The following is a 26,376-nucleotide window of genomic DNA, read 5'->3' on the forward strand; positions in this document are numbered from 1 at the left end:
CCTGCATTGAACCCTGGTCCATGCCTTGCATCTTGCTGTGGTCCATGCCCTGCATTGAACCCTGGTCCATGCCTTGCATCTTGCTGTGGTCCATGCCCTGCATCGAACCCTGGTCCATGCCCTGCATCTGGCTGTGGTCCATCCCCTGCATCGAACCTTGTCCTGCGCTCGGCGTCGAGCCCTGCTTCTTCGCGGTTGGGGCTGCCGCCTTCTGGGGGCGTGAATCCGGCGTCGTTTCGTTTGCCGGCGCACCATCGTTGTTTGAACTGTTGGGCGAATGCGAGTGCTGTGCCCACGCGGCGCTCATTCCCGCAGCGAGCAGGGCGGCGACTGCAATTCGAGTGTACTTGTACATGGGATCTGGTAGTCGGTTGAAGAGAGTCGGATCAGGCCACAAGTACTTCGCGGAACATCCCGGCATCCATGTGCAACATAAGATGGCAGTGCCATGCCCAGCGGCCCAATGCGTCGGCGGTTACGAGGAAGCTGACCCGCTGCGCAGGTTGGACCGGGATGGTATGTCGCCGGGCCTGGAACGAACCGTCAGGCGACTCTAGCTCACTCCACATGCCGTGCAGGTGCATCGGGTGGGTCATCATTGTGTCATTGTGCAGAATCACACGCAGTCGTTCACCGTACTTGAAGCGGACCGGTGTGGATTTGCCGTACTCAACACCATCGATTGACCAGGAGTAGCGCTCCATGTTGCCGGTCAGGTGCAGTTCAACTTCCCTGGCGGGGCCACGCTTGTCGAGGGGGCCGCCAATAGTATGTTGATCGGCCAGGGTCAGAACTCGGCGCCCATTGTTGCGCAGGCCGATGCCGGGGTCGTCGAGATTGGTTCGGGCCATGTCCACGTGCATGTCCGTGGTGGCCCCATATTCGGTCTTGGCGTGCCGCGCCTTGGTGCTGGGGACCTTGAGCGAAGCGTCCATGGCGCCCATCGCGTGCTGGCTATGGTCCATGGTCATGGCCCCGTGGTTCATGCCACCCATGCCACCCATGCCACCCATACTGCCCATCATGTCGGCCATGGTGAGCCACTCGGGCTTGTCGACTGCCGGCACCTGTGCGCTCAGTCCTGCTCGCACTGCGAGTGTGCCGCGGGCGTAGCCAGTGCGATCCATGGATTGAGAGAAGATCGTATAGGCGTCGTCTCGCGGCTCCACCAGCACGTCGTAGGTCTCGCCGGCACCAAAGCGGAACTCGTCAACGCTTACGGGCTCCAGATTTTGGCCGTCAACTTGGATAACTTTGAGCTTCAGGCCGGGAATACGGACGTCATAAAACGTATTTCCGGACCCGTTGATGAATCGTAGGCGCACTTTCTCACCGGGCTTGAACAGGCCTGTCCAATTGCCAGCGGGGGTGACGCCATTGGTCAGATAGGTCAGCGTGGCACCGGAAAGGTCCGCGAGGTCGGTCGGATTCATCCGCATCTCGTTCCACATCTTGCGCTTTTCGAAAGCGCTCTTCACACCGTCGTTTGAAACGTCGCGGAAGAAATCGAAGACGGTCGGCTTGTTGTAGTTGTAGTAGTCGCCTTGAACCTTCAGTTTTGACAGGACCCGCATGGGATCCTCGTCGGTCCAGTCCGAGAGCAGAATCGTGTAGTCCCGGTCGGCTCGGACACCGTCCACGCCGGCGGCCGGATCAATCACGATGCCGCCATACACGCCGGTCATTTCCTGGAAGCCGGAATGCGAGTGATACCAGTAGCTTCCGGTCTGTTCGACCTTGAACTGGTAGGTAAATGTCTCGCCAGGGGCGATACCGGCGAAGCTGATCCCCGGTACGCCGTCCATCTGGAACGGCAGGATGATGCCGTGCCAGTGGATCGACGTGTGCTCGCGCAATTGGTTCGTTACGCGGATCGTCACCGTGTCACCTTGCCGCCAGCGCAGCGTCGGGCCCGGAAGCATCCCATTGATAGTTGTCGCCACCCGCGGCGTACCGGTAAAGTTGACAACCGATTCGGCGATGACAAGGTCAAATTCCGTCCCGGTCAATACCGGCGCGGTGCCGGATGAAGCGCTTTGCGGGAGGCCCGAGGATTGTGCCCAAGCAGTTCCGCCCAAGGCACTCAGCCCCGCCATTACCCCGCCGGCGGCCAAACCTTGTACGAAACGGCGGCGTGGCAGGTTGGGCAGCAAGATGCCAGACGGTCGATCACGTCGCATGAAAATAGTCCTTTTCGCTTGAATGGCCGCGTCGGTTTTGCGGCAGGTCAAAGAGTAGCGAGATGCTGGCTACCGATGACTTACATAAACATTACATTCCGGACAGGTTTGAGTCACCCCGATACGTCATCGGTAGACTACGCCGGATACAAGAATTGTATTAACAAAACCCGGTCGATCGGGTTGGGAGGAGGTTGGGCAAATGAAGCTGCTGGTAGTGGAAGATGAAGTCAAGACGGGGGAGTATCTCCGGCAAGGCTTGACCGAGGCGGGGTTCGTTGTAGACCTGGTCGCCAATGGACTCGATGGTCAACATCTCGCGGTCAACGAAACCTACGATCTCATCATCCTCGATGTCATGCTGCCCGACGTCGACGGATGGCATATTCTGCATGCCGTCCGCGCGGCAGGGAATGCTGTCCCGGTCTTGTTTCTGACGGCGCGAGACAGTGTTGCGGACCGCGTGCGAGGCCTCGAGCTTGGGGCGGACGACTATCTAGTCAAGCCATTTGCCTTTTCGGAGCTGCTTGCCAGGGTCAGGACGCTGCTGCGCCGAGGCGCGGTGCAACTAGCAATGGACCGGATTCAAGTGGCCGATCTGATTCTGGATCTGAGCCGGCGGCGGGCGTCTCGCGGTGGTCGACGCATCACGCTGACCAGCAAGGAATTCGCCTTGCTCGAGTTATTTGCACGTCGACGGGGGGAGGTGCTTCCCCGATCCCTCATTGCCTCGCAGGTGTGGGACATGAACTTCGATAGCGACAGTAACGTGATCGACGTGGCGATTCGGCGCCTGCGGGCAAAAATCGATGACGGCTTTGAGGTGAAACTGATCCAGACCGTGCGCGGCATGGGATACGTACTCGAGGCGCCCGAGGATCCGTTATGAGGCAACGTCTGTCTCTGACTGTTCGGCTGACCATCCTGTTCTCGCTGTCTTCCGCCGTCGTCCTGCTCGGACTCGGAGTGCTCATCTGGCTGGCGATGGAGAGGCATTTTGCCAACGAAGATTTTGTGGTGCTGGGTGACAACATCCGTCTGATTGAACGCGTCGCGAATGAAACGCCTGTGGATCATTTGCCTGCTCGCCTGCGGGAGCTGGTGGAACACCATCCAGGCTTTGTCGCGCGGGTGCAGACCGCTCAAGGCAAGACGCTTTTCGCCACGCGGGATTTCGATTTCAGGCCGGCGGAGAGCGTTACGAACGAGGAGCTGATCTCCGAAGGCACCTTCGTGTGGCAGCAGGAAGCCAAGCACTACCGTGGCATGCGAGCGGAAGTGCCCGTTTTAGGCGCGGGCACCTTGAAAGTAGTCGTCGGAATGGACACTGAGATTCATGCACACTTCATGCATGCTTTCCGCCGGTCCTTGGCTTTCTATACAATGCTTGCCGCCTTCGCCAGCGGCTTGCTGGGCTGGTGGGCCGCACGCCGCGGTCTGGCGCCACTGCGCATGATGGCATCGCGCGCTAAAGATGTGACGGCGAACAGGTTAGATGCGCGCATGCCGGTGGCTGCGGTGCCGGTTGAGATGGCGGATCTCGCGGCGACATTGAACGCGATGCTCGAGCGTCTGCAGAACGACTTTCAACGATTGTCCGAGTTTTCGTCAGATCTGGCGCACGAGTTGCGCACCCCGATTACCAACCTCATGACGCAGACCCATGTCGTTCTGGCCCAGCCGCGTGACGCTGCAAAGTATCGTGACGTGCTCACCTCAAACGCCGAGGAGTTCCAGCGTCTTGGACGGATGGTCTCGGATATGCTGTACCTGGCAAAAATGGAGCACGGCATTACGCTGCCCAACGAGGAATCGATCGACATTGCCGACGAGGTCCAGGCACTCTTCGACTTCTACGACGCGCTGGCCGAGGACAAGGGCGTCAACCTGCAACTTCACGGCAATGCCCGAATCACGGGCGATCGCCTGATGGTGCGTCGGGCGCTCAGCAACCTCTTGTCTAATGCGCTGCGTTACACCGCGGAGGGCCGTCAGATCATGGTTTCTGTGCGGGAGCAGGGTACAACTGCCATGATTGTGGTAGAGAATGAAGGCGAGGAGATCCGGCCGGATCTGCTTCCTTATATCTTTGATCGGTTTTATCGGGCCGACAAGTCAAGGGCGCGACTGGATTCAGACAGTGTCGGGCTGGGACTGTCGATCACGAAGGCGATCGTTGTTGCGCATGGCGGAAATATTGCCGCGTCGTCTTCCGACGGAAGAACCCGTTTCACCATGACTTTCCCGCATGGTCGCATCGGACTGACCTGATCCCACACGAGCGCGCGCGGTCAAAGGGGCCCCACTGGGGCGCGTTACCGTACCGGGCCGCTATCGCCGGGATACAGATGCACGTGACCGCAGTTTGTGTTTCAACTTTTCTACTGAGAAGGAGATAACGTTGCGTCGAATCAAGTTTGGAATTTTTGGGCTGGCGGGGTTGTCCGGGCTTGTCGCTCACGCACACATCATTCCCGTGCCGGACGTGCATCCTGCGGCGGCCGCATATCTGGCGCCCGGCGCGGCAGGGAAGACATTGCCGGTGACGGAGTGGGTGGTGGAAGTGGACCATCTCGACGGCCAGCCTGCGAGCCGTGCCGTCCGGACCGGTGAGACGGTTTCGCTCAGCTTGCGAAACCTGGGTGACAAAAGCATCGACATCGCTGTCGTGCTATCCCAGAGTGAAGCCATGACGCCGATGGCGAATAGTCAGCCCGTGACGATTCATTTGCTTGGGGGGGAACGGCAGGAATGGAGAATACAGGCAACGAAACCGTTGCGGATCTTTGTTTCTGCGCTCCCTGAGTGGGCGAAGTAGGGCGCTTAAAGCGCCCTTGTCAGATTAGCCCCCTTCGCTGTGGCCCTTCTTGAGGGCTTCGTCAAGCCTGAAAATCTCATTGCCCTTCATGATGATTTTCGTGCCGTCCTTGGTCTCCATGACCTTTCCTTCGGGCATGCTCATGGACTTGCCAAACTTGTTCTCCATGCCCATCTTGCCGTCCTTAAAGACGTGCACTTTCGAACCATCCTGCAATTCGTAGGTTTTTACGACATTGCTCATATCGACCGCGGCCGCAGTCAGCGATACGGCAGCAATGAAGGCTCCGACCATCAGCTTTTGTTTCATCGTTTAGATCTCCAGGTTATGGTCCTGCACTAGGGCGCATTGGGTCCACTATTTTTGGGAACAACGGGTTCAATGGACCTTGTCTTCTTGTCATCTTCGCAACCCGCCTGTTGACTGTCCGGCGCAGATGCCGGCTCCGACCGGTCCGTCGGGAGGTTCGTCGCCTTCGGCGGCGTAACGTGCTTCATCAAGTGATGCCGGGGATTGGCCGCCAACGCCAATAGTTGGACCTCATCCCCTCCGTCGAGACGTTCGGCCTTGATTCCTTCAATGCCGAGTCCAGCAGGAGTCTCGGCAACCCATGCCAGTTGTATCGCCCACATCTGTCCAGGCGCAAGGCAGAGGGCCACGCCAACGGATATGGATAGCGGCATGCTTGAGTTCATTCCCGTCCTTACATCACAAGTAGCGGATCGAATCTTCTATCCAAAGCGCTTTCCGATTGCATTTTATTCCCCGACGTAGGTCGCAGGCCGAATGGGAGCATAAATGTAATGATCCCGAAAGATTTAGGTTAACTTGGGGTGCTCCAATCCCGCGCTGCAACACCATCAAAGTCGCTGCTTCCGCACGAATTGCGGAAAACCAGAAAGCTCTTCCAATAGTTCATCCTTGACTTCGATGAGGTACGAGCCATCAGGTAGGCACTCCCAAGCTACCAAGAATCCGAGTCGGGCTAAGTTGGATAGCACGCGTTCGAATTCCACCACTTCGGAGACAGGTTCGAGGACAAGTTCCATGATCGTTCGTACTTTATGGCGACCACTGAGTTTGGTTTTAAACTATGTCGGCGATGCGTTACCTAAGCCCGTCAAATGGATATTCAACTGCTTGACGAAACAGTACAACAATAGCGGGTGGCCCTGCCGGAGAGGTTCAGTATGAAGGAAAATGGATCAACGCACTTCATCACGACGGCGGGCAGTTGCCACAAATTGAGCATAGACCGGAGTGCAGCGTTCTCCTGTGATTCGCGACCGGACTTGACAAGGGAAAATTGCGCACCAAAGGCTCTGGTCGTCCGGTGCCATTTTTCACTTGAGGCGGGACGGTTCGACGCCATCAGCCGGAACCACAGGGCATACCATCCGTCCTGCCGACGTTCTGACGGCGCGTTAATGCGCGAGTCTGCGAGGAGCATAAGCTGATGCGAAAGCTGTTCGGATGAGATCAGCATGATACTAAGCGAGCGTCGCGCGCTGATCAACAACGGCGTCGTGTGCCGGCAACGGTTTATCAGACGGTATAATTACCGTACCGTAATGGTTTAGTAACCCACCACGACCGTCTCTATTCGGAATATTTCAATAACTACTTGGTGCTATAGCAACCTCGGCCTAAATTGAATTTAGCGATTCGCCTGCGCCGTTCGCTCGATGACATTGCTTCTTCAAAAGCGACTCGGCGAGTGTTTTCCTTTATGTGCCAGTTTTAAAGTTAATGGTGAAAGAAATGCGTTTTTTTATTCTGATTAGTATGATGATGGTGGTTGGATGCACGACGGTATCCGAGCGTACGGCTCAAGCCGAGCACGACATGGATGTTTCTCTCCTGATATACGGTCCAGCTTGCGAAAAACTCGGGTATCAGAAGGATTCCGATTCTTGGCGTGGGTGCGTTTTACGTCTGGACGCCAAGCGCGGCCCCTGTATGCATCGTCGGCTCTGAATGGGCTGACGAACGGAGCCCGCCAGCGGTCGTCGGCCGCCTGCGGGCGGATGTTATGCGTCAAATCAGGCGTGGTCTTCACTTGACGGACGCATCGTCATAGTCGCATCCTCATGACTGTCAAAAGCGAAATCGAATGCCGCGTCGAACTACGAAGCGGTCGCCGCCCCATTGCCGCGCAATGAGGGAGCGCTAGATCGAACGCTAGCGAGTGCGTCGGCTTAATCCTGAGTGCCCCCCCGACCGCGTCCAAGGCGACTCCAGGCGGGCAGAATGTTACGTCAGTACACTCACACCCGACGCACGTAAGCAGGTTTGCATTTGACGCAGAGAGTAGCAATGAGAACTTTCGTCCGTTCGATCGTGGAGTTGCTGCTTGTTCTTGCCACAGCGGTTTTCGGTATCGCATATTTTGGCGCCTATAACGTGGCCGCCGATGAACGGCACTGGCCGACTACGGAGAAGTTTCTCGAATTGGTGCGGTCGCGTGCGATTGGCCGGCAAGCCGAGAAGCTGAATCCGCCAAATCTGAATGATGCGCAGCGCATTCTTAAAGGCGCAGGCCAGTATGCGTCCATGTGGCGCCGTTTGCCACCGCGCTGCGAGCTTGCCGGACAACCAGTTGAACCGAGGACTTTATCCCGCACCGCCACGTCTGGACCGAAACCGGAAGGATCCCAAGCATGCCTTTGTTGTGATCAAACATGGCTTAAGAATGACCGACATGCCAGCCTGGGGTAGCGAACATGGCGATAATGCAATTTTAGACCTGGGTCGCATTCGTTGAAAATCTGGCCTACCGGACGTACCTCGCTCGGGATGTGAAACTGTACGTGAGCGGTATTATTAGCGACTATGGCGCGCTCTCACTCTGGTTTCGGTGATCCGAGGCTACGAGCCATGGCTACCTTCAGGTGGGCGATACGGCATGCGCTGGTCTGCGGCTTCTTCTCGAATGTGGCACGGCAGTCAGTGCGAGCGGCACTGTGCCCGTTTCCGTGAGGAAGCGGTTCGAATCGACGCCAACGGCGCGTCGCAGTCCCAGCGTGCGGTCGGGCGTTCGACGCTCTGTTTCCCTGACTTGGAACCATGCTTTCCCGGCAGTATTCCCGGGGCGCGATTTTGGTCAGGTCATCCCACGCACCAGGACACAGCGGCGCTGAAAGATGAGCAGCAGGCTTACTCTGACTTCACAGGCCATGTTTCACTTAAACTCGTTGCATGGAGGCGAGTGCCGGTTGTAAGAGTCGCGCGATTCGTTGGCGCGGCCGGTTGCATACGAGACACCTACATGGAGCGCGCTAGCAATGGGCATCGGCGGATCAGCAGTCCTTCTCTCGATGGATTGTCGGCAGAGGCTGCTTACTACCATGGTTCGTATGTCTTCTACCGGAACTGGCACGGCAAGACATTGCACTTCAACACCGTCTGTTCAATGCGATACCCGCGCACCGCGTCGAGTATTCCTGCCGAGAACGTAAGATGACTGCGCAGGCGAATCCTCGCAAGATGTACAGGAAGCGTTTCTTGTTGGCTCTGTTCGCCGCGGGTATCATGAATTCGAGCTAGGCATTGCCAATGTGTTCGACTTTGGCAACGGATCGAACTGGAAGTCTCAAGGCCGGATATCTTGCCGATAGGGCTGAGCCTTCGGCCCGGGAGTTCGTTTTGCAGTGCCGCGATGGTGATTTTTTGGTGCTTGGTGCATCGGGTACTTGCTACCTTAGAATCCAGAACGTCAAATTCGAGAACATGAACGCAATGAACCTTGGACCGGTGGGGCTGACGGTGGATGAACTGATCCAGTCCCTGCAGAAGGCCTCCGACGAAGGCCATGGCGCTGCACCCGCCCACGCGCTGATGGGCGACCACACCGGCCCCTTGCGCGGCGTCGACATGGTGCCCGGCTGGGGCATCGACGCCCAGACCGTCGTGCTGGTGATGGCCGACCACGATGGCGAGGCCACCGGCACCGTGCTGCGCGTGCGCGGCGACAGCATGACCGGCGGCCAGGCATGACGCGCATTGATCCCGCCCCGTGCCCTCTGTGCGCGACGATCGCCGCCCGCAGCGATGTCCCCGGCGACGATGGCTATCTGTACAACTGCGTCGCCTGCGCCGGGTTCTACGAAATCGGCACAGGCGCCCAATCCCGCGCAGACAGCGGCAGGATGCACCCTGGCGTCATTCAGCACGTGCGCTGGATGCTGGCCGAGGGGCGCCGCCCACGTGTCGAATGGAATGGCCCCAACGGCCGCTTTGAAGTCAAGGCAGTTTAAAATCCAGGGAACACGCTATGAGCATTGACCTCTCGCTGCAAGTCGAAGACCACCAGGCGCTGGCCCTAGCGCAGTTCGTCAAGCGCATGACCTGGACCGAAATGCGCGCCTGCGCCCTCGACGAGCTCGAGGCCTACGTAATCCTGGGCGCCCTGGACAACATTGCGCAGGCGTTGCCAAACAAGGCTATGCGCCCTGCTGATCCTGCTAGCGCATTTTCCGGGCGATTTTTCCCACTTGAATGCAATTGAGATTGTTTCATGTCAACGCTGCCCAGCTCCGGCGTATCGACATGCCACATAGCCGGCGCCGTTGCCGCCGCCGCAATCTATGACCTGCAGGTGAACCTGTTCACTCTTGGGGGATTCCCCCGGAATGCAATTGTGGAGCCGTCTTGGCGGCAGCCAAGCACTTCGTGCGAACAAAGGGCAAGGGCTACGATTCCGCGATTTTCTCAAGCGTTCAAAGCGCGCTTGTGGACTGGAGGGGCAGCTAGCCGACCACGGCCGCGTAGCCTGAACGGATGTTGCCCCGCCGAAGGCGGCTTTTTATTGCCCCAGACAGTTAGGAAAACGCTCGCCTCGAATTGCAAGTAGTAATGGCAAGATGGTCTCCAGTTCCACTTGGAAAAAAGAACGACCATGAATCCGTTGCAACATGTTGAGGGCATGACGCAAGCCGTCAAGTACGTAGGTAGAATCACGAACGCCGACGTTCACCAGCTTGGTGTGATCTGGCCCATACTGGTCCCGAGATGTGCGTGTAGATCATCCGGCCAGGCTCCGAGCCGTACTTCGGATTGACGTGTCCGGTGCTCTCGGCCCGCCCGCCGGCCTTGAAACGCTGGCCGTCTGACGACGAGGTGGTGCCATCACCCAATGCGCGGCAAATGAATGCGCGGACTGCACGTTGATCAGCTCTGCCAAGCTTTGCGAATATTTGTCGTCTCGGATATGCCAGGCTTGCAGCCACGCCAGCTCGGCATAGGTGGTACCAGGACAGGAATCCGCCATCTTGGTCAACCCGAGATTGATGGCGTCGGCAAGAATCGTCGTCAACAGCAACGCTTTGCTCATCGGTTTTTAGGGCGTGAAATGGCGAGTGAATCCGGTCCATGCCATCCACCTCCATTAGGAGTTCGGTAATCTTGACACGCGGCAGCCTGACGCACATCTGGTCGATCCAATGTCGTGCCTCCATTGGGACAGAGGCATCGAGCGGCGAGATCGTCAAGCCAGATTCAGTGATGATTGCGTCCGGACAGCATTTTTCGCTGCGGCAAGCCGGTTGACGGTGGCCAGCTTCATTTCCAGTAGCCGGCGCCGCTCTTCAAAAATGTTGCGGGCAGTGGCAGCAAGCGGTTTTCCCTGAGCGTGGCCGACGATTGCGCCATCGATGTCTGTGTCAGCCGCTTGCGCCAGCATCTGGAGGTGCGTACGCGTCGTTCCTGATCGTAGGCTTGATGGCGTCGCAGCTGTTGACGGGAACTGTCTGGTTCGATGCATGCGCGATATGGTCGCGTGACTGAAGTACCTGTACGTGCGGGGCGGGGCGGATCGCAAACATCTTGCTATTGCTGGATGAGTTGCCGCATGCACGGCGCACTGCCTAGGTCGAGCGCTTGGCCGACGTCCGCATTACGTTCGATGGTGCATGCACCGCCGCCCGCCAATGTCCCCGGCGAGGACGCGGACTACGCGAATATATTGCTCTCGGAAGTGATCGATCGCAAGGTTGATTGCCGCGTGCAGGTGCGATTGCACCCCGTTATGTTGCGTATGCCCTCGCCATTCACGAGGTTGCGCTGACCAAAGGTGATCCCGGTGTTGAGGCGCGCCTGTCCGATGGTCGGTGGGTCAGAGTGGCATTGCGGGCTGGGCGGGAAGGGCTGGACATGCGCCCTGGGGTGGCGGGCGCATTTACCTGGTGCGCCTGATGTTGGTGGTTGGCATCGCGATCCTTGCCGTGCGGATCGCGGTTCGTCCGCTTGAGGCGGTATCCGAGGCGGCCGACAGACTCGGTCGCAATCTCAATGCACGGACGTTGGATGCCGAAGGGTCCCGCGAAGTACGACGCGCTGCGCAACTTTCAACCTGATGCTGCAGCGTCTGCCGGAGAGCGTGGCAGAGCGCAGTCGGTTCCTGGTTGCGGTATCGCACGATCTGCGCTCGCCGGTGCCCCGATTGCGCCTGCGCGCCGAAGCGCTGCCATTGGAGTCGTTGCGAGAGTGTTTTCGCAAGGATCTGGAAGAGATGGAGTTGATGATCGGCGCGACGCTGGATTTCGTGCAGGGAATTCGTGTGGACGAAGCGCGCCAGTGGGTGGATGTCGACACGCTGGCACGCGCTGTCGCCGAGGACATGGTCGATGCCGGTGGGCAAGTGAGCGTGCAGGACCTGGTGGAGAACGCCGTGCGCTACGGTGGGAGCCAGTGCACCATTGACTTTCGCACGCAATCCGGGGCTTGTAGTGAGGCAATGGTCGACATCGTGGTAGCCGACAAGGGCCCGGGCATTTCGGAAGGCGATCTGGAGCCTGTCTTCGAACCGTTCTTCAGGTTGGAGGCGTCGCGCAATCGAAGCACCGGTGGCGTCGGGCTGGGTCTTGCGATTGCCCGAACCATTGTCCAGAGGCCCATGACGGTACCCTGACGTTGGAGAACGACCCTAATGGTGGGTTACGTGCCACGCTACGCCTGCAGCAAACCACGATGCGGCCGAGCTAGCCAACCGCCCGCTCGGCTTCGCGCGCCGGTTCCAGGATCCCGGCGCAGCGTGCTATCCGTGCTGCCTGCTATTGATTCTTGCGGAATTTGTTGTGCTCGTGCTCCCCTTCCTTTGCGGGGGATTGCAAGCCCTTGGCATCATTGGTGGCGCACGGCCGCGGCGCGATCGCGCCAGCGCCTCGCTCGATGCTGTGGTTGTGTTTCGGGAGGCTTGCTTTGCTGCAATTGGTTGTTGCCGTCTTTGCGCCCGGTGCGGAGCTGGCCGAGCGGGGCTGTTCTTGTGCCGAGGCAAGATTCCCTGCTGCGAGAATGGAGAGGAACAGCGAAGAAATATGTAGTTTTCCCATTTTGGCCCTGTTGAAATCGTCGGATTTATCGGTTGACGCACGACCACTGATCGATGTCAGTGAAGCGGCTCGCATTGAGTATGCCGCTGGGACAATGCGGAGAGCTTTGCGCAGAATCAAAGAAGAGAGAGGGTGATCATGCAATTGGCAGGATCGCGATCGGCCTGGGAGCGCGGGCGCAGACGAGCGGGGCCACCTTGCCCCATATGCGGGCACACAAGCCTCTACGGTTTCTGTGCATAGCCGAGGGGCGCAGCCGTGCCTCTCGGTCGCCCTGACCAATGAGTGAGAGGCGAATGGCATTTGGATTTCTATCCGTGAAAAAGGCGACACTCGAGACGGTTCCAATACCCCTTGGAGCGCAGGTGTTAAGCTGGTTCCGCGGAGTGCCAGCCGGATGTTGTCCCAAGGGCAACCGGCGCAGCTTGCGACCTTCCTCCAGATAGCCGCCCTTGATCAGGATACTTTGGGCCCACCTGCCGGCGCGGAAACTGCCGCGCTCGGCCGATCTGCCAGCCGGTTGAACGATCCAGCAATCAACAGCGCTTGACCTTGCCACGATGGTAAGGTCCAACCTTTCGTTCATGTCAATTTCCAGGCTCGGGAAGCCACACATGAACACACCAAAGTCAAACGCCGTTCACGTCGGCGCGGCAACGATCAGCTTGCCCATCGAAGGCATGACCTGTGCCTCTTGTGTCGGCCGGGTGGAGGCCGCGCTCGCCAGAGTTGACGGCGTGGGCAACGTGTCGGTCAACCTGGCCACCGAACGCGCGGACATTCGCCCGTCGGGGCCGGTGGATCGTATGGCACTGGTTCAGGCCGTCGAGAAGGTCGGTTATGACGTGCCCGCCGGCACCATCGAGCTAGCCGTGGAGGGCATGACCTGCGCGTCCTGCGTAAGCCGGGTCGAACGAGCGCTCAAAGGGGTTCCTGGCGTGTCCGAGGCCGTCGTGAATTTGGCGACAGAGCGAGCCACGGTGCGGGGCGTCGCGGGGATCGAGAACCTCGTAACCGCCATTGAAACGGTCGGCTATGAGGCCCGCCCCATCGATGTGACCGCGCACGATAACGACGACGTTGCGGAAAAAAATTATGCCGAAGCGGCCCGTCTCAAGCGTGACCTGATACTGGCCAGCGTACTGGCACTGCCGGTGTTCCTCCTCGAAATGGGCTCTCACCTGATTCCTGGGATACACGAGGTGGTGGCTGCCACCATCGGCATGCAGAACAGTTGGTATCTGCAATTCGTCCTGACCACGCTGGTCCTGGTGGTTCCTGGCATTCGTTTCTATCAGAAGGGCTTTCCCGCGCTCGCGCGGCTCGCGCCGGACATGAATTCCCTGGTGGCCGTCGGCACATCCGCGGCCTATGTCTACTCGCTGATTGCTACCTTCGCCCCGGGCCTGCTGCCAGCGGGAACTGTCAACGTCTACTACGAGGCCGCTGCCGTGATCGTGGCGTTGATTCTGCTTGGCCGCTTCCTGGAAGCGCGTGCCAAGGGCAGGACCTCGGAGGCGATCAAGCGACTGGTGGGGCTGCAGGCAAAGGTCGCGCATGTTTTCCGCGATGACCGCTTGGTGGATATCCCGGTTGGCGAGGTCGTCCTGGGCGACAGGGTGGAGGTACGTCCCGGCGAGCGGGTTCCCGTCGATGGGGAGGTGACCGCGGGACGCAGTTTCGTGGATGAATCCATGATCACAGGCGAGCCCATTCCCGTCGAGAAGGTTGTCGCCAGCGAGGTCGTGGGCGGCACCGTCAACCAGACAGGTGCCTTCACGCTGCGCGCCACCGCCGTTGGCGGGCAAACGATGCTGGCGCAAATCATTCGCCTCGTCGAACAGGCGCAAGGCTCCAAGCTGCCCATTCAGGCCGTCGTTGACAAGGTGACGCTATGGTTCGTGCCCGCCGTGATGGTCGCCGCCGCGCTGACCTTCCTGGTCTGGCTCGTGTTCGGTCCGTCTCCGGCGCTGAGCTTCGCCCTCGTCAATGCGGTGGCCGTACTGATCATTGCGTGCCCGTGCGCCATGGGCCTGGCCACACCGACCTCGATCATGGTCGGCACTGGTCGCGGCGCGGAAATGGGTGTGTTGTTCCGCAAGGGCGAAGCGCTGCAACTGCTCAAGGACGCCACGGTGGTGGCCGTGGACAAGACCGGCACGCTCACGGAAGGGCGGCCCGTTCTGACGGACATGGAGGTTACACCCGGGTTCGACCGCGAGCAGGTGCTGGCGAAGGTGGCGGCGGCGGAAGCGCGCTCGGAGCACCCGATCGCTCGGGCCATCGTCGAATCTGCGGTGGCGGGGGGCATTGTGCTGCCAGCGCTGACTGATTTCGACTCGGTGACCGGTATGGGCGTGCGGGCCGCCGTGGACGGTTTCCGTGTCGAAGTCGGCGCTGACCGCTACATGCGTGAGCTGGGCCTGGACGTCGGCGCATTCGCGCGCACCGCTGAACGCCTGGGCGGCGAAGGCAAGTCGCCGTTGTATGCCGCGATTGACGGCCGGCTGGCCGCCATTATCGCCGTCGCAGATCCGGTCAAGCCCAGCACACCCGCGGCGATTGCCGCGCTGCATCAGCTCGGCCTGAAAGTCGCCATGATCACGGGCGACAACGCCCGCACCGCGCATGCCATTGCCAGGCAACTGGGTATCGACGAGGTCGTGGCAGAAGTACTGCCCGAGGGCAAGGTCGAGGCGGTGCGCCGACTGAAAGCGGCTTACGGCCGGATCGCCTTCGTTGGCGATGGGATCAATGACGCGCCGGCGCTGGCCGAAGCCGATGTGGGTCTGGCGATTGGCACGGGAACCGATGTGGCGGTCGAATCCGCCGATGTGGTATTGATGTCCGGCAATCTCCAGGGCGTGCCCAACGCCATCGCGCTGTCGAAAGCCACCATCGGCAACATTCGCCAAAACCTGTTCTGGGCCTTCGCTTACAACACGGCATTGATTCCTGTGGCCGCGGGTGCGTTGTATCCGTCGTGGGGCCTGTTGCTGTCGCCGGTGTTCGCCGCAGGTGCCATGGCCATGTCAAGCGTGTTTGTGCTTGGCAACGCATTGCGCCTGCGCCGCTTCCTGCCGCCGTTGGCATCGACATCCGATGTCTCGCATTGATCGAGGAGGGCAATCATGAATATCGGTGAGGCATCCAAGGCGTCCAAGGTCACCGCCAAGATGATCCGCTACTACGAGCAGATTGGCCTGATTCCACCCCCGGACCGGACCGATTCCGGCTACCGCGCCTACACCCAGGCGGATGTCCATCGGCTTCACTTCATCCGCCGCGCCCGCGACCTTGGGTTCTCGGTGGCCGAAATCTCCGATCTGCTGGGACTGTGGAACGACAAGTCGCGCCAGAGCGCGGACGTCAAGCGCCTGGCCCAGGCGCATATCGCCGAGCTGGATCGGCGCATGGAGACCATGCGGCAAATGGGAGAAACGCTCAAGGCCCTGATCCATTGCTGCGCAGGGGACGAACGGCCCGATTGCCCGATCCTGCGCACGCTGGAGCAGCCGGAGGGCCCCGTCGGGGAGCCAGAGGCGCGGCCCGGCGCCGTGCGACGTCGATCAGGGGGCGCCGGGTCGAGACGGCTCACGGCCACATTGAATAGCAGGGAGACATAATGCCCAAGATCACCGTCCTTCCCCATGCCGAATTGGCGCCTATGGGCGCCGTGATCGAGGCGGAGGCGGGCACCTCAATCTGCACGGCGCTACTGGACAACGGCATCGAGATCGAGCATGCCTGCGACCAAAGCCGTGCATGTACCACCTGCCACTGTGTCGTGCGCAACGGCTTCGACTCCCTCAATGAGGTCGAGGAGTGCGAGGATGACCTGCTTGATCGAGCGTGGGGACTGGAGCCGCTATCGCGCCTGAGTTGTCAGGCGATCGTTGCCGGGGAAGATCTGACGGTTGAAATCCCAAGGTACACGATCAACCACGCGAAGGAGATTCACTGACCCTGCCCCGATCCGCGCTAGCGCGTGCAGGATTCGGTAGTCTTCAGGCAAGACGAAAGGGGCGCCTCGCGCCCCTTTTATGCATTCGGTGATCGATCGGGTCCGCCGGCTTTGATCCGCGAGGACTGCGTGGCCGCGACTGCGGTCACACCGGCCAACCGATGTACCGTGGTTGGCCGTCAAGCAGGACGTTAGTCTTCGCGCGGGGGAAAACCTGCTTCACGCAACGCGGTGACAATCTGTTCCTGGGACGCTGAGGTCTGCACCTGAACCAGACGGACCGGCGGATCCGTGACGACATTGGCGTCAGGATCGATCATCTTGATCGCCTTGGTCACGGTACGCGCACAGCCGCCGCAGGTCATGTTGTCGAGATGGAATTGCATGGAAAACTCCTTTCACGTTGGGATGCCTGTAAGGCTGCACCTTCCCATCGTTGGAAGGTCAAGCCGTTTGTTGATGTCGGCAACGACAAGAGCTTGGCGGGGCAAGCGATGTGCCAAGTCGAGTAGGGCTATGTAAATAACTAGGGAATAAATTCACTCGGCGGAAGGCATCTGCTGATGCGATCGGGAGGGCGGTCGCGTGATGTGCAGCAAACTCGACGGGAGCAATTTGGGCGGTTTCGCGGGTTTGATCCCGGGTGCAGGCGTGTTCGTCCCGTCCTTCGATGATGCGCTTACCACATACCTTGCCATGGGCGTTTCGTGACGCCAATGAGACCAGGGTTCCCTTGTCACTAAGGGTCGTTGTCGCCGGATAGATCCCGAGCGCTCGCTTCACGAGCAATGGCAGCGGCTGACGGATGGCCGCTGCCCATTGAAGCCGACGTTCGAATGTCCATTCAACGGCATCGATCAATGTCAATTTGCTGGAAGAGGTGGTGGTCCGCCATCATGGGGAGGATGCTTGGGATGCCTTGCTGGCGCGTGCGGATTTGGCTGGCGCGTACACCTCGCTGGGCAGCTATGCCGACGATGACATCTACAAGCTGGTTGGCGCCGCGGCCGAGAGGCTGGGCATGCCCGCCCGCGACGTCTTGTGCTGGTTTGGACGCGAAGCGATGCCATCCCTTGCCACGCGCTATCCGGCGTATTTCGACGCCCACGCCTCGACGCGCCCCTTCATACTCAGCGTCAACCACATCATCCACCCCGAGGTCCGCAAGGTCTATCCGGGCGCGGACGTTCCGACATTTGGCTTTCGCGATGAACCGGACGGCTCGCTACTGATGACCTACCGCTCGGCGCGGCGGCTGTGCGCCCTGGCGCAAGGCTTCGTTGAAGGCGCGGCCGACCATTTTGGCGAATGGCTGCGCTTTGACCATCTTCAGTGCATGCACCAGGGTGACCCGAGCTGCCTGTGTCGCATTACCTTCGTCGGCCCGAAGCCGGTCTGAGCGACCATGGACAAGGTTCAGCAGCTCGAGGCGCAGATCGGGAAGCTGCAGCGACGATTGCAGCGCGAGCGCCAGGCGCGCGTGGAAGCGGAGAGCATCGCGGAGAAGGGACTGCGCGAACTTTACGACAAGCAGCAGCAACTCCAATTGCTGGAGTCGATCGCGAATGCCGCCAACCATGCCATTTCCGTGGCGGAAGCCTTGCAATTCGCGGTGCAGACTGTTTGCCAGTTCGCGGGCTGGCAGGTTGGGCATGCCTATTTGGCTGAAGGTGCCGGCAAGGCACCACGTCTGCTCGCGACCTCCATCTGGCACGGCATCGAGGAGGCGCAGTTCCATGATTTCTACCAGGTCACCGAGCCCCTCGACTTCCATGTCGGCGACGGACTGCCCGGCCGTGTGCTGGCCAGCGCGGAGCCGGCATGGGTGAGAGATATCGCGCAGGACGTCAATTTTATTCGGGCCGGCGTTGCGCAACGGGCCGGCCTGAAGGCAGCCATTGCTTTCCGGTGCTGCTCGGCAATCGGGTGACGGCCGTCCTGGAGTTCTTTGCCAGCCGCGTGCTGGAGCCTGACCAAACGCTGCTGCACCTGATGGCGCAGGTGGGGACGCAACTGGGCCGGGTGGCGGAACGCAAACGTGCTGAAGACCAGTTAATTCACGATGCCCTCCACGATCCACTCACCGGCCTGCCCAACCGGGCCCTGTTTGCAGACCGACTGGCGCACGCGGTCGCACGCGGCAGCCGCCATCCCGAGATACTGTTTGCGGTGCTGTTCATCGACCTGGACCGCTTCAAGCTGGTCAACGATAGTCTTGGGCATCTCGCCGGCGACACCCTCATCGTCCAGGTGGCTCGCCGATTGACAAGCTGCCTGCGCGAAGAGGATACGCTGGCACGAATGGGCGGCGACGAATTCACGGTTCTGCTGGACAGCATTGCCGACGTCAATGACGCGGTACATATTGCCGAACGTCTCATGCGTGCACTGGAGCCTCCCTTCCACATCGAGGGAGAGCAGCTTTACGTGAGCGCCAGCATCGGTATCGCGGCCAGTTCCGTGGGCATCGCGTCCGCCGAGGCAATCCTGCGGCATGCGGACCTGGCGATGTACCGGGCCAAGACGCTGGGCAAGCGGCGCTACGAAATCTATGACGACAGCATGCATGAGCAGGCCGTGGGTCGCCTCGCGCTAGAAACGAGTCTGCGCCGCGCGCTGCAGAACAATGAATTCGTCCTGCACTACCAGCCCATCGTCACCTTGGACAAGGTTGAGATGGTCGGCGTCGAAGCGCTGGTACGCTGGCGAAAATCCGAACTAGAGCTGCTCCCCCCGCCGACTTCATCCAGGTAGCAGAGGATACCGGCCTCATTTTGTTCCTTGGCCTGTGGGTCTTGCGCGAAGCTTGCGCGACGGTGGCGCGCTGGCACAGGGAGTTCCCGAGAACGCCGGCGCTGACCGTCAGCGTCAATGTCTCGGCGCGTCAGTTCGCACAGCACGACTTTGTTCAGCAGGTAGGAGACGTCCTGGCCGAGACGGGAATCCGCAGCCAAACGCGGATAACGGTACCTTGCCGAGGCGAACTGACAATGTCAAACGAACCGCCTAGGATCTCCGTGCGTTCGCGCATGCCCATGATCCCGAGGCCTCCCTTTTGCGACGCCACTGTCGGGTCGAAGCCTGCGCCGGCGTCCGTGATCTCTATCGTGAGCTGGTCATCGACGACGGCCACGACCACACGCTGGGGCCGTATAGCCCATAGAGAACTGTCACCTATTGATATGAGGAGTTCAGTATGGTCAAGATTCGCCGCCTCCCAGCCCTTATCGCATCTGCCATGGTGCTCGCATAGGTTCCCGCAGCCTTCTCCGCCTCGCCGAGCACGGACGCGGACCACGAGAAGCACCACCCCTCAGGAGACGGAGAATCGGCCTGTAGCAGCCCCCGATGCCAGCGGCAACGCCTGAGCTCGACGCCCAAGTTGCCCACCTTCGTGCAATCAGAGAGCGGCTTTCGCGAGCCAATACCCCGGAAGAGCGTCAAGCCTTGATGACTGAACGCAATAAAGCCATCCAGGAAGCAATGGCCATCATGCACAAGGACATGACGGCCATGGGCGGCCCCGCGCGGCATGGCTTCGGGTAAAGGCAGCGCCAAGGGCAAGGCCCAAGCCGCACCACAAATGTGTCGGGACATGATGGGCCAACACATGGCCTTCATGCAGGAAAGGATGCTGACCATGGGCGCTGGCCAAGAGACTGGGCGCTCTCCCTTGCCGGCGCATTGGGGACACCAATAGCCATTAAGGACGCTGTGCCCCTCGGGGGACCACTCATGGCCCTCTTCGCACCGCATCCTGTGAAGTGCTGCTCCGCCTCGATAGCCGCCGTCCAGAGACTGCGCTTCGCGCTCGGCCACAATCTTGGCGAATTTTGCGGCGGGTATGGCGCCGATACATTCGGGGCATCCGGACGCTTTGTACAAGACGCCATAGGCGGCGCGCTCACAACGATGACCTTCGGCACACTCGAACACGCGCTTTGCGCCGACCCCCAGCCATGCCGCCGCATGAAAAATCCCTGGCTCTTTGCGGCGGCATGGAGGCGGCCAAGGGCCGCTGTTGCGCGGGACGACGATGGCCGGTTGTCTTTATGCGGCTGCGGGCGGGTTTCCGCCTTGCTAACCATCTCTATTGGCATTTGTTGTGAATGGGTGTCCGGGCGAAAGCGGATCAAGCCTCGGTTTCTTAAAACTGCGGTAGCTCGGATCGTTCCTGACGAGCCAGCGCAACCCAATGAGGAGGGCGGTCAACAGGCCAGAAGCGTAGCAATTCCAAGTCACGCCTCGATCGTTTTTGCCATGCGGTCCACCGTCCGGTTGCTGGAAAGGCCGAGACGCAGCGTGATTTCATTGCGAGGCACGCCCTGGAGGAGGGCACGCCGACAGTACGTATTGCGAAGAATCCGCGGACTCATATTCTCTGTGTCCGAGCCGATCAAATCAAAGGCCTCGTGCACGATATTGCCGAGACTCATGTCGGTAATTGCCGTGCCGGCGCTCAGCATGGTGAACAGAAAGTTGCCGTAGACGGGAGCATTGCGGCGATGGTCCACCCACGCAGACAGGGGCGCCACGGCGAATGGTTCTAGGTGGACGGTGCGGGCGATTTTCGGGCTTTTCGCCGGCACGTGAAGGTATGGGGGCGAGGCATTGGGGTGGAGGTCAGGCAGACGGGCCATGCGCCCCTCGACGGCGGTCACACCGGTACCGAGAAAGAACGCAACGATGGCGCGGCATCGCAGTTGCGCGGGATCGTCGTCTCGCAAGGGCTGCACGAAGTCATGTAGGCGTGCGTCGACGGCTGGAGAAAGGTACAGAGGCTCGGGTTCGTCCTGTGGCCAGCGGCCCGCAAGGACCAACTCTGCGGCTGGGTTGGATGCTCGCACGCCGATGTGGACCAGGTGTCGGCACAGACGTTCGACCAGCTTGAGATAGCGCATCCTGGTCGCGGGCGTGTAGTCAGCCGCCTCTGGATCGAGCCAGAAAGCTTCGATGAGATCAGGGCCGAAGCTGGCCAATGTCGCACCACGACTAACCAGGTGGCGATGGAAGCGATCAAACATGGCGCGGTGCTGCACGATCGACCGCTGCGAGAACGGGCGGCGATCAGCGCCGGCTGCCTTCAGGGATTGCCACTCAGCGTAGGCACGTCGGGGATCGGTTAGCCAGAGTCTCTGCATAGTGCATTTATATACTGAAAGTTGCTTCCCCCGACAACCTTGCCACATCTCCGATGTGGCTATTGCTTGCAAACGCGGGGGGTACCTCCGCCAGCGCACTGGCGTCACGCACCTTTGCAAAGGGAGATCCAACGGCTGACGACTTTCGGTCGCCCCGCCAGAACGTCATCAACATCGGCGCACGCCGTAGCACCCCTGCTGGCCCGACAAACAACTCTTTCAGCACGGCGCGCTTTGGGGCGAGGTGAGGGCGGCTGGGCTCGGTTAGCGCGACGGTATCGCCGACGGCGAACTGGCCATGACGCCTGAACAACGCCGTGCCGTTGGGATGACAGCCAACCTGCTCAGCAAAGGCTGGTGCCAGCGCACCGAGAAATTGTGCGAGCTGCGAGCGTTGCAGCCCGATGCCGCCGCAAACCTCCCGCACTGGCAGGTCCGCGGTAGCCATTGAATCGATAGCAGCATGCATGACGCGCCGATAGTCCTTGCCACCCACGAGAAACACACCGCCGACACGGCTAGGCCAGCGCACGGCGCCCGTGTAGTGGGGCAGGCGATCGAGCATTTCCTCAGCACGCTCGGCCGTCATCCGCTGATCGTATGGATCGATCCATTCGCTTGGGCCAACGAAGCTATGTCGCGCCGACAAGATTGCGATCTGAGGTTCAACCCCATTGCGAACATGCGCACGGTACGTCTGGTACATGACGCCCTGGTAGATCTCCATGGCCGGCGCGCCCCGTGTGGCCTTCTTCCCTGAGCACGAAAGCAGCAGGAGTGGTGCCGCACATGGATCGAAGCGGATCTGTGCAGCTTTTGGCGGGAGGTCGAGTTGCAGTTGGCGCATGACTTGGGGAAGGAAAGTGATATCTCCAAGACTACGCCTTGAAAAGTGAAGTCAAGGTGCAGGAAACGCCTTGCGTCAGCCATTTTCATCACATATCATTCATAACATAACGAAACATAACAGAGGACGCCGTTATGGTGCGGGAAGCAAACATTACGCAGAATCAGGTCAACGCGGCGGCCGACGCGCTGCGCGCAGCTACTGGCAAAAAGCCAACGGTTCGTGCCGTCCGCGAAGAGCTGGGCACAGGCTCGCCGGCGACAGTGTTGCGCATGCTGGACGTGTGGAAGGCCAATCAGATCCAGGCGGCTGAGACGCCGTTGACACTGCCCGTTCCGTTGCAACGGATGCTTACAGATTTTCTGGCGCAGACTGTGGCGCAAGAGAAGTTGGAGCTATCCTCGGAGCTGGCCGAACTACGACAGGTCAATGCGGATTTGGGACTGGAGAACGAGCACCAGACCAATAACATCGGCGAGCTGCAGGCCGAGTTGGCCGCTTGCCAATCGGACCGCGCCGCGCTGGCCGGTCGGGTCCAGCAGCTGGAAGCGGACCTAGAGGTGGCACGCGGCGAGGCCGAGCAGGAGCGTGGCGCGGCGGAAAGGGTTCGGACAGATCTGGCCAAGGCACTATTGCGCCTGGAAGCCTTGCCTCGGTTGGAGACGGAGTTGGCCGCGGTACGGGCGGATTTGGACCGCGAGCGTGCGGCGCGTGTTGCAGCCGACCAAGCTGCTGCTGTAGCGAACGCCAAGTGGGAGGGCGAAGTCCGGGCACGCGAGCGGATTGAGGCCGAACTGTCCAGCGTGTTGGCGCGCGAAGAGAAGACGTCAGATCAAGTGAAGGACCTGACCGCGCGCATGGCAGATGGTAGGCTCGTGCGTGTACGGAAGGACGCGCGTACGCCCGTCGACCTTGTGCAAGCTTCTCGCCGCCGGCGGCCAGCGGGAGATACCAAATAATTTCCTCCTCCCACCAGCCGAATGCGCGAGTAGGAGCTGAGTCAACGTCGTGCGACGTAGGTCCTTTGGTTTCAGCGCGCCATCAGGGCCGATGAAAGTTGCAGCAATCTCAAATGAGAGGTCGATGTTTTGATCCCGAGACACCAACAACACCTGATCACGACACCAGCACACTTGCACGAAGAGTTGGAAGCTGCAGCGCTGCGCTATGCGGCCATGAGCCCTTCCGATTTCAAGGATGACGTGTTGGTCGTCAGTGCGAGCACGCTTCGAGACCTGGGCATGATCAGCACCGAGACATGGTGCGGGGTTCCGGCCGGTGGTTCGGTGCGCGTCCGTCGTACAAGCGCCGGCGAAATGCACGCTCAAGTCGCTTTGCCTTGGCAGGCCGCCACACGCGATCCAGGGCTAGCGGTGCGCCTTTAGACGCATCACCAAAGCAGTTCCTTATGCGGACCGCTCAACGGGCACCAGTGAGCGATCAAGGAAACGCCCCGAGGCGAGAGGAGAGTCAATTGCAGAGGATCACTGAAGCTGTCAATTGCGCGCTGTGTCATATGCCGGCATCGCGGTGGGCTTTGCAGCAGAGGTCGGACGGCCATATGTATAACTGCCCGGTCTGCGGTGGCCGCTACAGCATTGGCACGGCGGCATTGACACGGGCGAACGATAAAGGGGTGCCGGCCGCCCTCCTGGGCGATGTGCGTCGAGTCATTGCCCGAGGCGATCTCCCTCGGGTCGGCAGGATCGCGAGCGACTGGCAGATAGAAGTTGTGGGGCGGCAGGACGGGGATGCCGACCTTTGAGCGAGAACGCCCCACGAATCAACAACCAGGCGCCCAAGCGCTCCGCACCGGCCGGAAGCCCGGATGAGGCAGGAAGATGGCCGATCGCAGCGGAGATAAGACGGATTGGAAAGCGAGGGCCGAGCAGTTGGCGATGCTCCTGGACAGTTTTCGCGAGGACGCTCGACGCTACCGGCATCTGATGGCGCTCGCCAGGCCCGAAACCGATGGGTGGCACATTCACGTGCCGGGGGATCTGGAGATGCCCTTTGCGAAGGCCATCGACACTCATGCACTCGTCAAGCAAGCGATCACCAACGCGAACACCAAGGATTGATTCCGTTCTAGCGCCAGCGAAAACGCCCCATCCGGGGATATCCGGCGCTTTACGCGGCCCCGCACCGGCCGGGCGCCGGTGTCGCAGGAGGCGGTAATGCAACAGTTTTTCATTGATGAACAAGCTGCGCGCCGCTTCATGCGCGAGGAATGCAGCTGGCCAGATCGGGACATTGATGCGCTGGCCAGCGTGCGGGCGCTGGAAAACTGCGAGTGCGAGGAATACTTCGGCGCGTGGATCGTTTGGCAACCCTGCGCCGGCTGCGGCAAGACGCTCCCTTGTGCGCCGGATGCCGTCGCTGACTATGAGTGCGACGCCTGCGACTACGACACGAACCGGGACCTCTGAAAACGCCCCGGTAGGGGAACAACCCGGCGCCCCAAAGCGTCCCGCACCGGCCGGTTGCTGGAGAGAACTCTGAACATGCCGACCGACGATCAAAACACTCCCCAGCATCCGGAAGATGACGCCGAAGACGACGCGATACGTGCTCAGCTGTTTCCGGATATGACCATCGAGTAATTCCGAGCGATGCGCAACCGACAACGGCAGGCATTCGATGATTTGTCTCCCGAGGAGCAGAAGCGCGTTCGCAACGACGTCGACCGGATGGGCGAGCGTGCAGCCGGAGCGGTTGCAGATGGCGCTATCCGCAAGGCGCGATCCGGCCGCTGAAGGAAAACGCCGCGGTGACCTAGTGAAGCGCCATGCCCGAGTGTGGAACATGGGCCGATCTGGCATAATCCACGGCAAGGTTGCTTAGGTCAGGGGCGGTTGCGGGCAGTTCGACCCTGCTGGGTGCCTCATACCTGGTCTTTTATGTTCTATTGCTGATGGTGCTTGGTTTCGCCAAGCTGCGCGGTATGACAAATATTAACTCGACATCAACTGATGTCGGAAAGGCCGAAGGTGAAGGTATGGGCAAAAACTCTCTGGATTTCGTGAAGCTGTCTGTGTTGTCTGTGTTGGAAACGATTCACGGGCTGGGTATGAGTGCACTTGTGGCTGTAGCGCTGCCCTAAGCAACTTTGGCAAAAGCCGCCTCCGGGCGGCTTTTTTACGCCAGTGGTCCATGCCGATAACTGTTCGTTATCGGCATGCAGCTTCAAGCGCCCCAAGCCATTCAAGCATCTGCGCTGGACATTTCTGAAGCGGCCGCAACACGGTCCTCGCGGTCCTGACGCTGCTCCGGGCTCGATAGAATCCGACCGCGGCGGTGGGCCCCGCCGATGCCCGCCAGATAGACCAGACTCTGAAGCGGCAAAAGCAAAGCGCTAGAAGCTGCAGGCCCTCGACGCTTTAGTATCTGTGCGCGTACACAGCCACCTGGCGCTGGCTCGAGTGCAATGCGCAGTGGAGATGCGGAGGCATCGTTGGCGGCCGAGGCCGAACGAATGGCGAACACCAGTGCGTCCGTTGCAGCGGCAAGGGCCTGCAGGCGCCGGATAGACTCGGGCCGAGTGCGCGGCAACCACGCCACGAGCGCGCCTAGTGCATTCGAGCGCAAGATCGTCTCGCACGCCCACTGTGCATCTGCCGCCGATTCTGCCTTCACCCAGCGAACATGCTTGGCCAAGCCGATACGCGCAAGTTCTGGCGCGTTTGGAGCATACGGGCAGCTCACTAGCCATATCGGGCGATTGCGCTGCGCCGCCGCATCTAGCGCACCGTGGAGCATTGATAGTTCGCCGATGCCCGGCTGCTTGACGATCAATTCAGTGACGGCACCTTCCGCCCAACCTCCACCCGGCAGTTGCCCATCCAAAGCCTCGATGCCGCTGGCGATAACTCTGCCCACGGGCTGCGCCAATTGACTCGCCCTCCATAGAGAAGGGTGGATCGCGCTCGGGTCGCTGAGCGGATTGACCTTTTGCGAAGGAGCGATCGAAGGAGGCGGCGACGACGCGTCGACATCGGTAGTCGCTATCAACACAGCCTCAGCGTCACCCAAGAGGGAAAGTTGATGGGCAGAAATTCCCGAGCAAGGAGTTTGCGATAGATGAGGCGGCATACTGTA

The 26,376-nt window shown here is 60.3% G+C and carries 27 protein-coding genes and 4 pseudogenes; 20 read left to right on the plus strand and 11 right to left on the minus strand.

Annotated elements, in window-relative coordinates; genetic code table 11:
- Positions 1–355, minus strand: a pseudogene (locus ACO550_RS26190) (copper resistance protein B); the annotation flags it as partial.
- Between the two features lie 31 nt (positions 356–386).
- Positions 387–2,180: a copper resistance system multicopper oxidase gene (locus tag ACO550_RS26195; protein ID WP_315595495.1), complete on the minus strand. Its 1,794-nt coding sequence runs from the start codon at positions 2,178–2,180 to the stop codon at positions 387–389.
- Positions 2,181–2,382: 202 nt separating this feature from the next.
- Here ACO550_RS26195 and ACO550_RS26200 point away from each other — a divergent pair, with 202 nt between their 5' ends.
- The 3 genes from ACO550_RS26200 to ACO550_RS26210 all read left to right on the plus strand — a co-directional run bounded on the left by ACO550_RS26200 (position 2,383) and on the right by ACO550_RS26210 (position 4,998).
- The gene (locus ACO550_RS26200; protein ID WP_029307138.1) at positions 2,383–3,069 is read left to right on the plus strand and encodes a heavy metal response regulator transcription factor; all 687 of its coding nucleotides are present in this window, start codon (positions 2,383–2,385) and stop codon (positions 3,067–3,069) included.
- A complete protein-coding gene (locus tag ACO550_RS26205; protein ID WP_315595496.1) occupies positions 3,066–4,451 on the plus strand; it encodes a heavy metal sensor histidine kinase in 1,386 nt (461 codons plus the stop codon). The genes ACO550_RS26200 and ACO550_RS26205 overlap by 4 nt, the downstream gene beginning before the upstream one ends.
- A 130-nt stretch (positions 4,452–4,581) precedes the next feature.
- Entirely contained in the window at positions 4,582–4,998 is a 417-nt protein-coding gene (locus tag ACO550_RS26210) for a copper resistance protein CopN (protein WP_227874028.1), read from the plus strand.
- 24 nt (positions 4,999–5,022) lie between these two features.
- On the opposite strand, the gene copK is transcribed toward ACO550_RS26210, so the two are convergent.
- On the minus strand, positions 5,023–5,307 hold the full coding sequence (gene copK, locus ACO550_RS26215) for a periplasmic Cu(I)/Cu(II)-binding protein CopK (protein ID WP_029307141.1): 285 nt from the start codon (positions 5,305–5,307) through the stop codon (positions 5,023–5,025).
- A gap of 551 nt (positions 5,308–5,858) precedes the next feature.
- Positions 5,859–6,047 carry a hypothetical protein gene (locus tag ACO550_RS26220; protein WP_137928056.1) on the minus strand — a complete coding sequence of 63 codons (189 nt, stop codon included), beginning with the start codon at positions 6,045–6,047 and terminating at the stop codon, positions 5,859–5,861.
- 1,267 nt (positions 6,048–7,314) lie between these two features.
- Between ACO550_RS26220 and ACO550_RS26225 the strand changes: the two genes are divergently transcribed.
- From ACO550_RS26225 to ACO550_RS26240, 4 genes are all read left to right on the plus strand, one after another.
- Complete coding sequence (locus tag ACO550_RS26225; RefSeq protein WP_315595497.1) at positions 7,315–7,716, plus strand: hypothetical protein; 402 nt, start codon at positions 7,315–7,317, stop codon at positions 7,714–7,716.
- Between the two features lie 1,011 nt (positions 7,717–8,727).
- Positions 8,728–8,994 carry a hypothetical protein gene (locus ACO550_RS26230; protein WP_315595498.1) on the plus strand — a complete coding sequence of 89 codons (267 nt, stop codon included), beginning with the start codon at positions 8,728–8,730 and terminating at the stop codon, positions 8,992–8,994.
- Positions 8,991–9,254, plus strand: coding sequence for a hypothetical protein (locus tag ACO550_RS26235; RefSeq protein WP_315595499.1), 264 nt, complete (start codon positions 8,991–8,993; stop codon positions 9,252–9,254). Before ACO550_RS26230 ends, ACO550_RS26235 begins: the two co-directional genes overlap by 4 nt.
- Positions 9,255–9,271: 17 nt before the next feature.
- Positions 9,272–9,505, plus strand: coding sequence for a DUF7706 family protein (locus tag ACO550_RS26240; protein ID WP_315595500.1), 234 nt, complete (start codon positions 9,272–9,274; stop codon positions 9,503–9,505).
- A 423-nt stretch (positions 9,506–9,928) separates the two neighbouring features.
- Here the strand turns inward: ACO550_RS26240 and ACO550_RS26245 are convergent.
- Positions 9,929–10,582 (minus strand): annotated as a pseudogene (locus tag ACO550_RS26245) (Tn3 family transposase); the annotation flags it as partial.
- A 768-nt stretch (positions 10,583–11,350) separates the two neighbouring features.
- On the opposite strand from ACO550_RS26245, the gene ACO550_RS26250 reads away from it, so the two are divergent.
- Positions 11,351–11,905, plus strand: a complete 555-nt coding sequence (locus tag ACO550_RS26250; protein ID WP_315595501.1) for an ATP-binding protein — start codon at positions 11,351–11,353, stop codon at positions 11,903–11,905.
- A 142-nt stretch (positions 11,906–12,047) separates the two neighbouring features.
- On the opposite strand, the gene ACO550_RS26255 is transcribed toward ACO550_RS26250, so the two are convergent.
- Positions 12,048–12,401: a hypothetical protein gene (locus ACO550_RS26255; protein ID WP_315595502.1), complete on the minus strand. Its 354-nt coding sequence runs from the start codon at positions 12,399–12,401 to the stop codon at positions 12,048–12,050.
- A 539-nt stretch (positions 12,402–12,940) separates the two neighbouring features.
- Here ACO550_RS26255 and ACO550_RS26260 point away from each other — a divergent pair.
- The 3 genes from ACO550_RS26260 to fdx are packed head-to-tail and all read left to right on the plus strand — an operon-like array spanning position 12,941 to position 16,290.
- On the plus strand, positions 12,941–15,442 hold the full coding sequence (locus tag ACO550_RS26260; protein ID WP_315595503.1) for a heavy metal translocating P-type ATPase: 2,502 nt from the start codon (positions 12,941–12,943) through the stop codon (positions 15,440–15,442).
- A 15-nt stretch (positions 15,443–15,457) separates the two neighbouring features.
- The gene (cueR, locus tag ACO550_RS26265; RefSeq protein WP_315595504.1) at positions 15,458–15,952 is read left to right on the plus strand and encodes a Cu(I)-responsive transcriptional regulator; all 495 of its coding nucleotides are present in this window, start codon (positions 15,458–15,460) and stop codon (positions 15,950–15,952) included.
- A complete protein-coding gene (gene fdx, locus ACO550_RS26270) occupies positions 15,952–16,290 on the plus strand; it encodes an ISC system 2Fe-2S type ferredoxin (RefSeq protein ID WP_315595505.1) in 339 nt (112 codons plus the stop codon). The genes cueR and fdx overlap by 1 nt, the downstream gene beginning before the upstream one ends.
- 191 nt (positions 16,291–16,481) lie before the next feature.
- Here fdx and ACO550_RS26275 read toward each other — a convergent pair whose 3' ends face one another.
- Positions 16,482–16,676: a cation transporter gene (locus ACO550_RS26275; protein ID WP_315595506.1), complete on the minus strand. Its 195-nt coding sequence runs from the start codon at positions 16,674–16,676 to the stop codon at positions 16,482–16,484.
- A gap of 482 nt (positions 16,677–17,158) precedes the next feature.
- On the opposite strand from ACO550_RS26275, the gene ACO550_RS26280 reads away from it, so the two are divergent.
- From ACO550_RS26280 to ACO550_RS26295, 4 genes and pseudogenes are all read left to right on the plus strand, one after another.
- A complete protein-coding gene (locus tag ACO550_RS26280) occupies positions 17,159–17,689 on the plus strand; it encodes a heme NO-binding domain-containing protein (protein WP_315595507.1) in 531 nt (176 codons plus the stop codon).
- Positions 17,690–17,695: 6 nt separating this feature from the next.
- Positions 17,696–18,220: a GAF domain-containing protein gene (locus ACO550_RS26285; RefSeq protein WP_315595508.1), complete on the plus strand. Its 525-nt coding sequence runs from the start codon at positions 17,696–17,698 to the stop codon at positions 18,218–18,220.
- Entirely contained in the window at positions 18,199–19,044 is an 846-nt protein-coding gene (locus ACO550_RS26290; RefSeq protein ID WP_315595509.1) for a putative bifunctional diguanylate cyclase/phosphodiesterase, read from the plus strand. The genes ACO550_RS26285 and ACO550_RS26290 overlap by 22 nt, the downstream gene beginning before the upstream one ends.
- Positions 19,045–19,064: 20 nt before the next feature.
- A pseudogene (locus tag ACO550_RS26295) lies at positions 19,065–19,199 on the plus strand (hypothetical protein); the annotation flags it as partial.
- Here ACO550_RS26295 and ACO550_RS26300 read toward each other — a convergent pair.
- Complete coding sequence (locus ACO550_RS26300) at positions 19,199–19,600, minus strand: sensor histidine kinase (RefSeq protein WP_485995017.1); 402 nt, start codon at positions 19,598–19,600, stop codon at positions 19,199–19,201. The pseudogene ACO550_RS26295 and the gene ACO550_RS26300 sit on opposite strands and share 1 nt — an antisense overlap.
- A 38-nt stretch (positions 19,601–19,638) precedes the next feature.
- On the opposite strand from ACO550_RS26300, the pseudogene ACO550_RS26305 reads away from it, so the two are divergent.
- Positions 19,639–19,740, plus strand: a pseudogene (locus ACO550_RS26305) (hypothetical protein); the annotation flags it as partial.
- A gap of 788 nt (positions 19,741–20,528) precedes the next feature.
- Here ACO550_RS26305 and ACO550_RS26310 read toward each other — a convergent pair.
- Positions 20,529–21,314, minus strand: a complete 786-nt coding sequence (locus ACO550_RS26310) for a tyrosine-type recombinase/integrase (RefSeq protein WP_315595510.1) — start codon at positions 21,312–21,314, stop codon at positions 20,529–20,531.
- 124 nt (positions 21,315–21,438) lie between these two features.
- Positions 21,439–22,158, minus strand: coding sequence for a DUF6884 domain-containing protein (locus ACO550_RS26315; protein ID WP_315595511.1), 720 nt, complete (start codon positions 22,156–22,158; stop codon positions 21,439–21,441).
- A gap of 254 nt (positions 22,159–22,412) precedes the next feature.
- Here ACO550_RS26315 and ACO550_RS26320 point away from each other — a divergent pair, with 254 nt between their 5' ends.
- From ACO550_RS26320 to ACO550_RS26335, 4 genes are all read left to right on the plus strand, one after another.
- Positions 22,413–23,237, plus strand: coding sequence for a DNA-binding protein (locus tag ACO550_RS26320; protein WP_315595512.1), 825 nt, complete (start codon positions 22,413–22,415; stop codon positions 23,235–23,237).
- 882 nt (positions 23,238–24,119) lie between these two features.
- On the plus strand, positions 24,120–24,359 hold the full coding sequence (locus ACO550_RS26325; protein ID WP_315595513.1) for a hypothetical protein: 240 nt from the start codon (positions 24,120–24,122) through the stop codon (positions 24,357–24,359).
- Between the two features lie 96 nt (positions 24,360–24,455).
- On the plus strand, positions 24,456–24,707 hold the full coding sequence (locus tag ACO550_RS26330; protein ID WP_315595514.1) for a hypothetical protein: 252 nt from the start codon (positions 24,456–24,458) through the stop codon (positions 24,705–24,707).
- 485 nt (positions 24,708–25,192) lie between these two features.
- On the plus strand, positions 25,193–25,381 hold the full coding sequence (locus ACO550_RS26335; protein ID WP_315595515.1) for a hypothetical protein: 189 nt from the start codon (positions 25,193–25,195) through the stop codon (positions 25,379–25,381).
- A gap of 101 nt (positions 25,382–25,482) precedes the next feature.
- Here the strand turns inward: ACO550_RS26335 and imuA are convergent, their stop codons facing one another.
- The gene (imuA, locus tag ACO550_RS26340) at positions 25,483–26,370 is read right to left on the minus strand and encodes a translesion DNA synthesis-associated protein ImuA (protein WP_485995018.1); all 888 of its coding nucleotides are present in this window, start codon (positions 26,368–26,370) and stop codon (positions 25,483–25,485) included.
- Between the last annotated feature and the right edge of the window lie 6 nt (positions 26,371–26,376).

This window comes from Cupriavidus sp. (assembly GCF_057315035.1).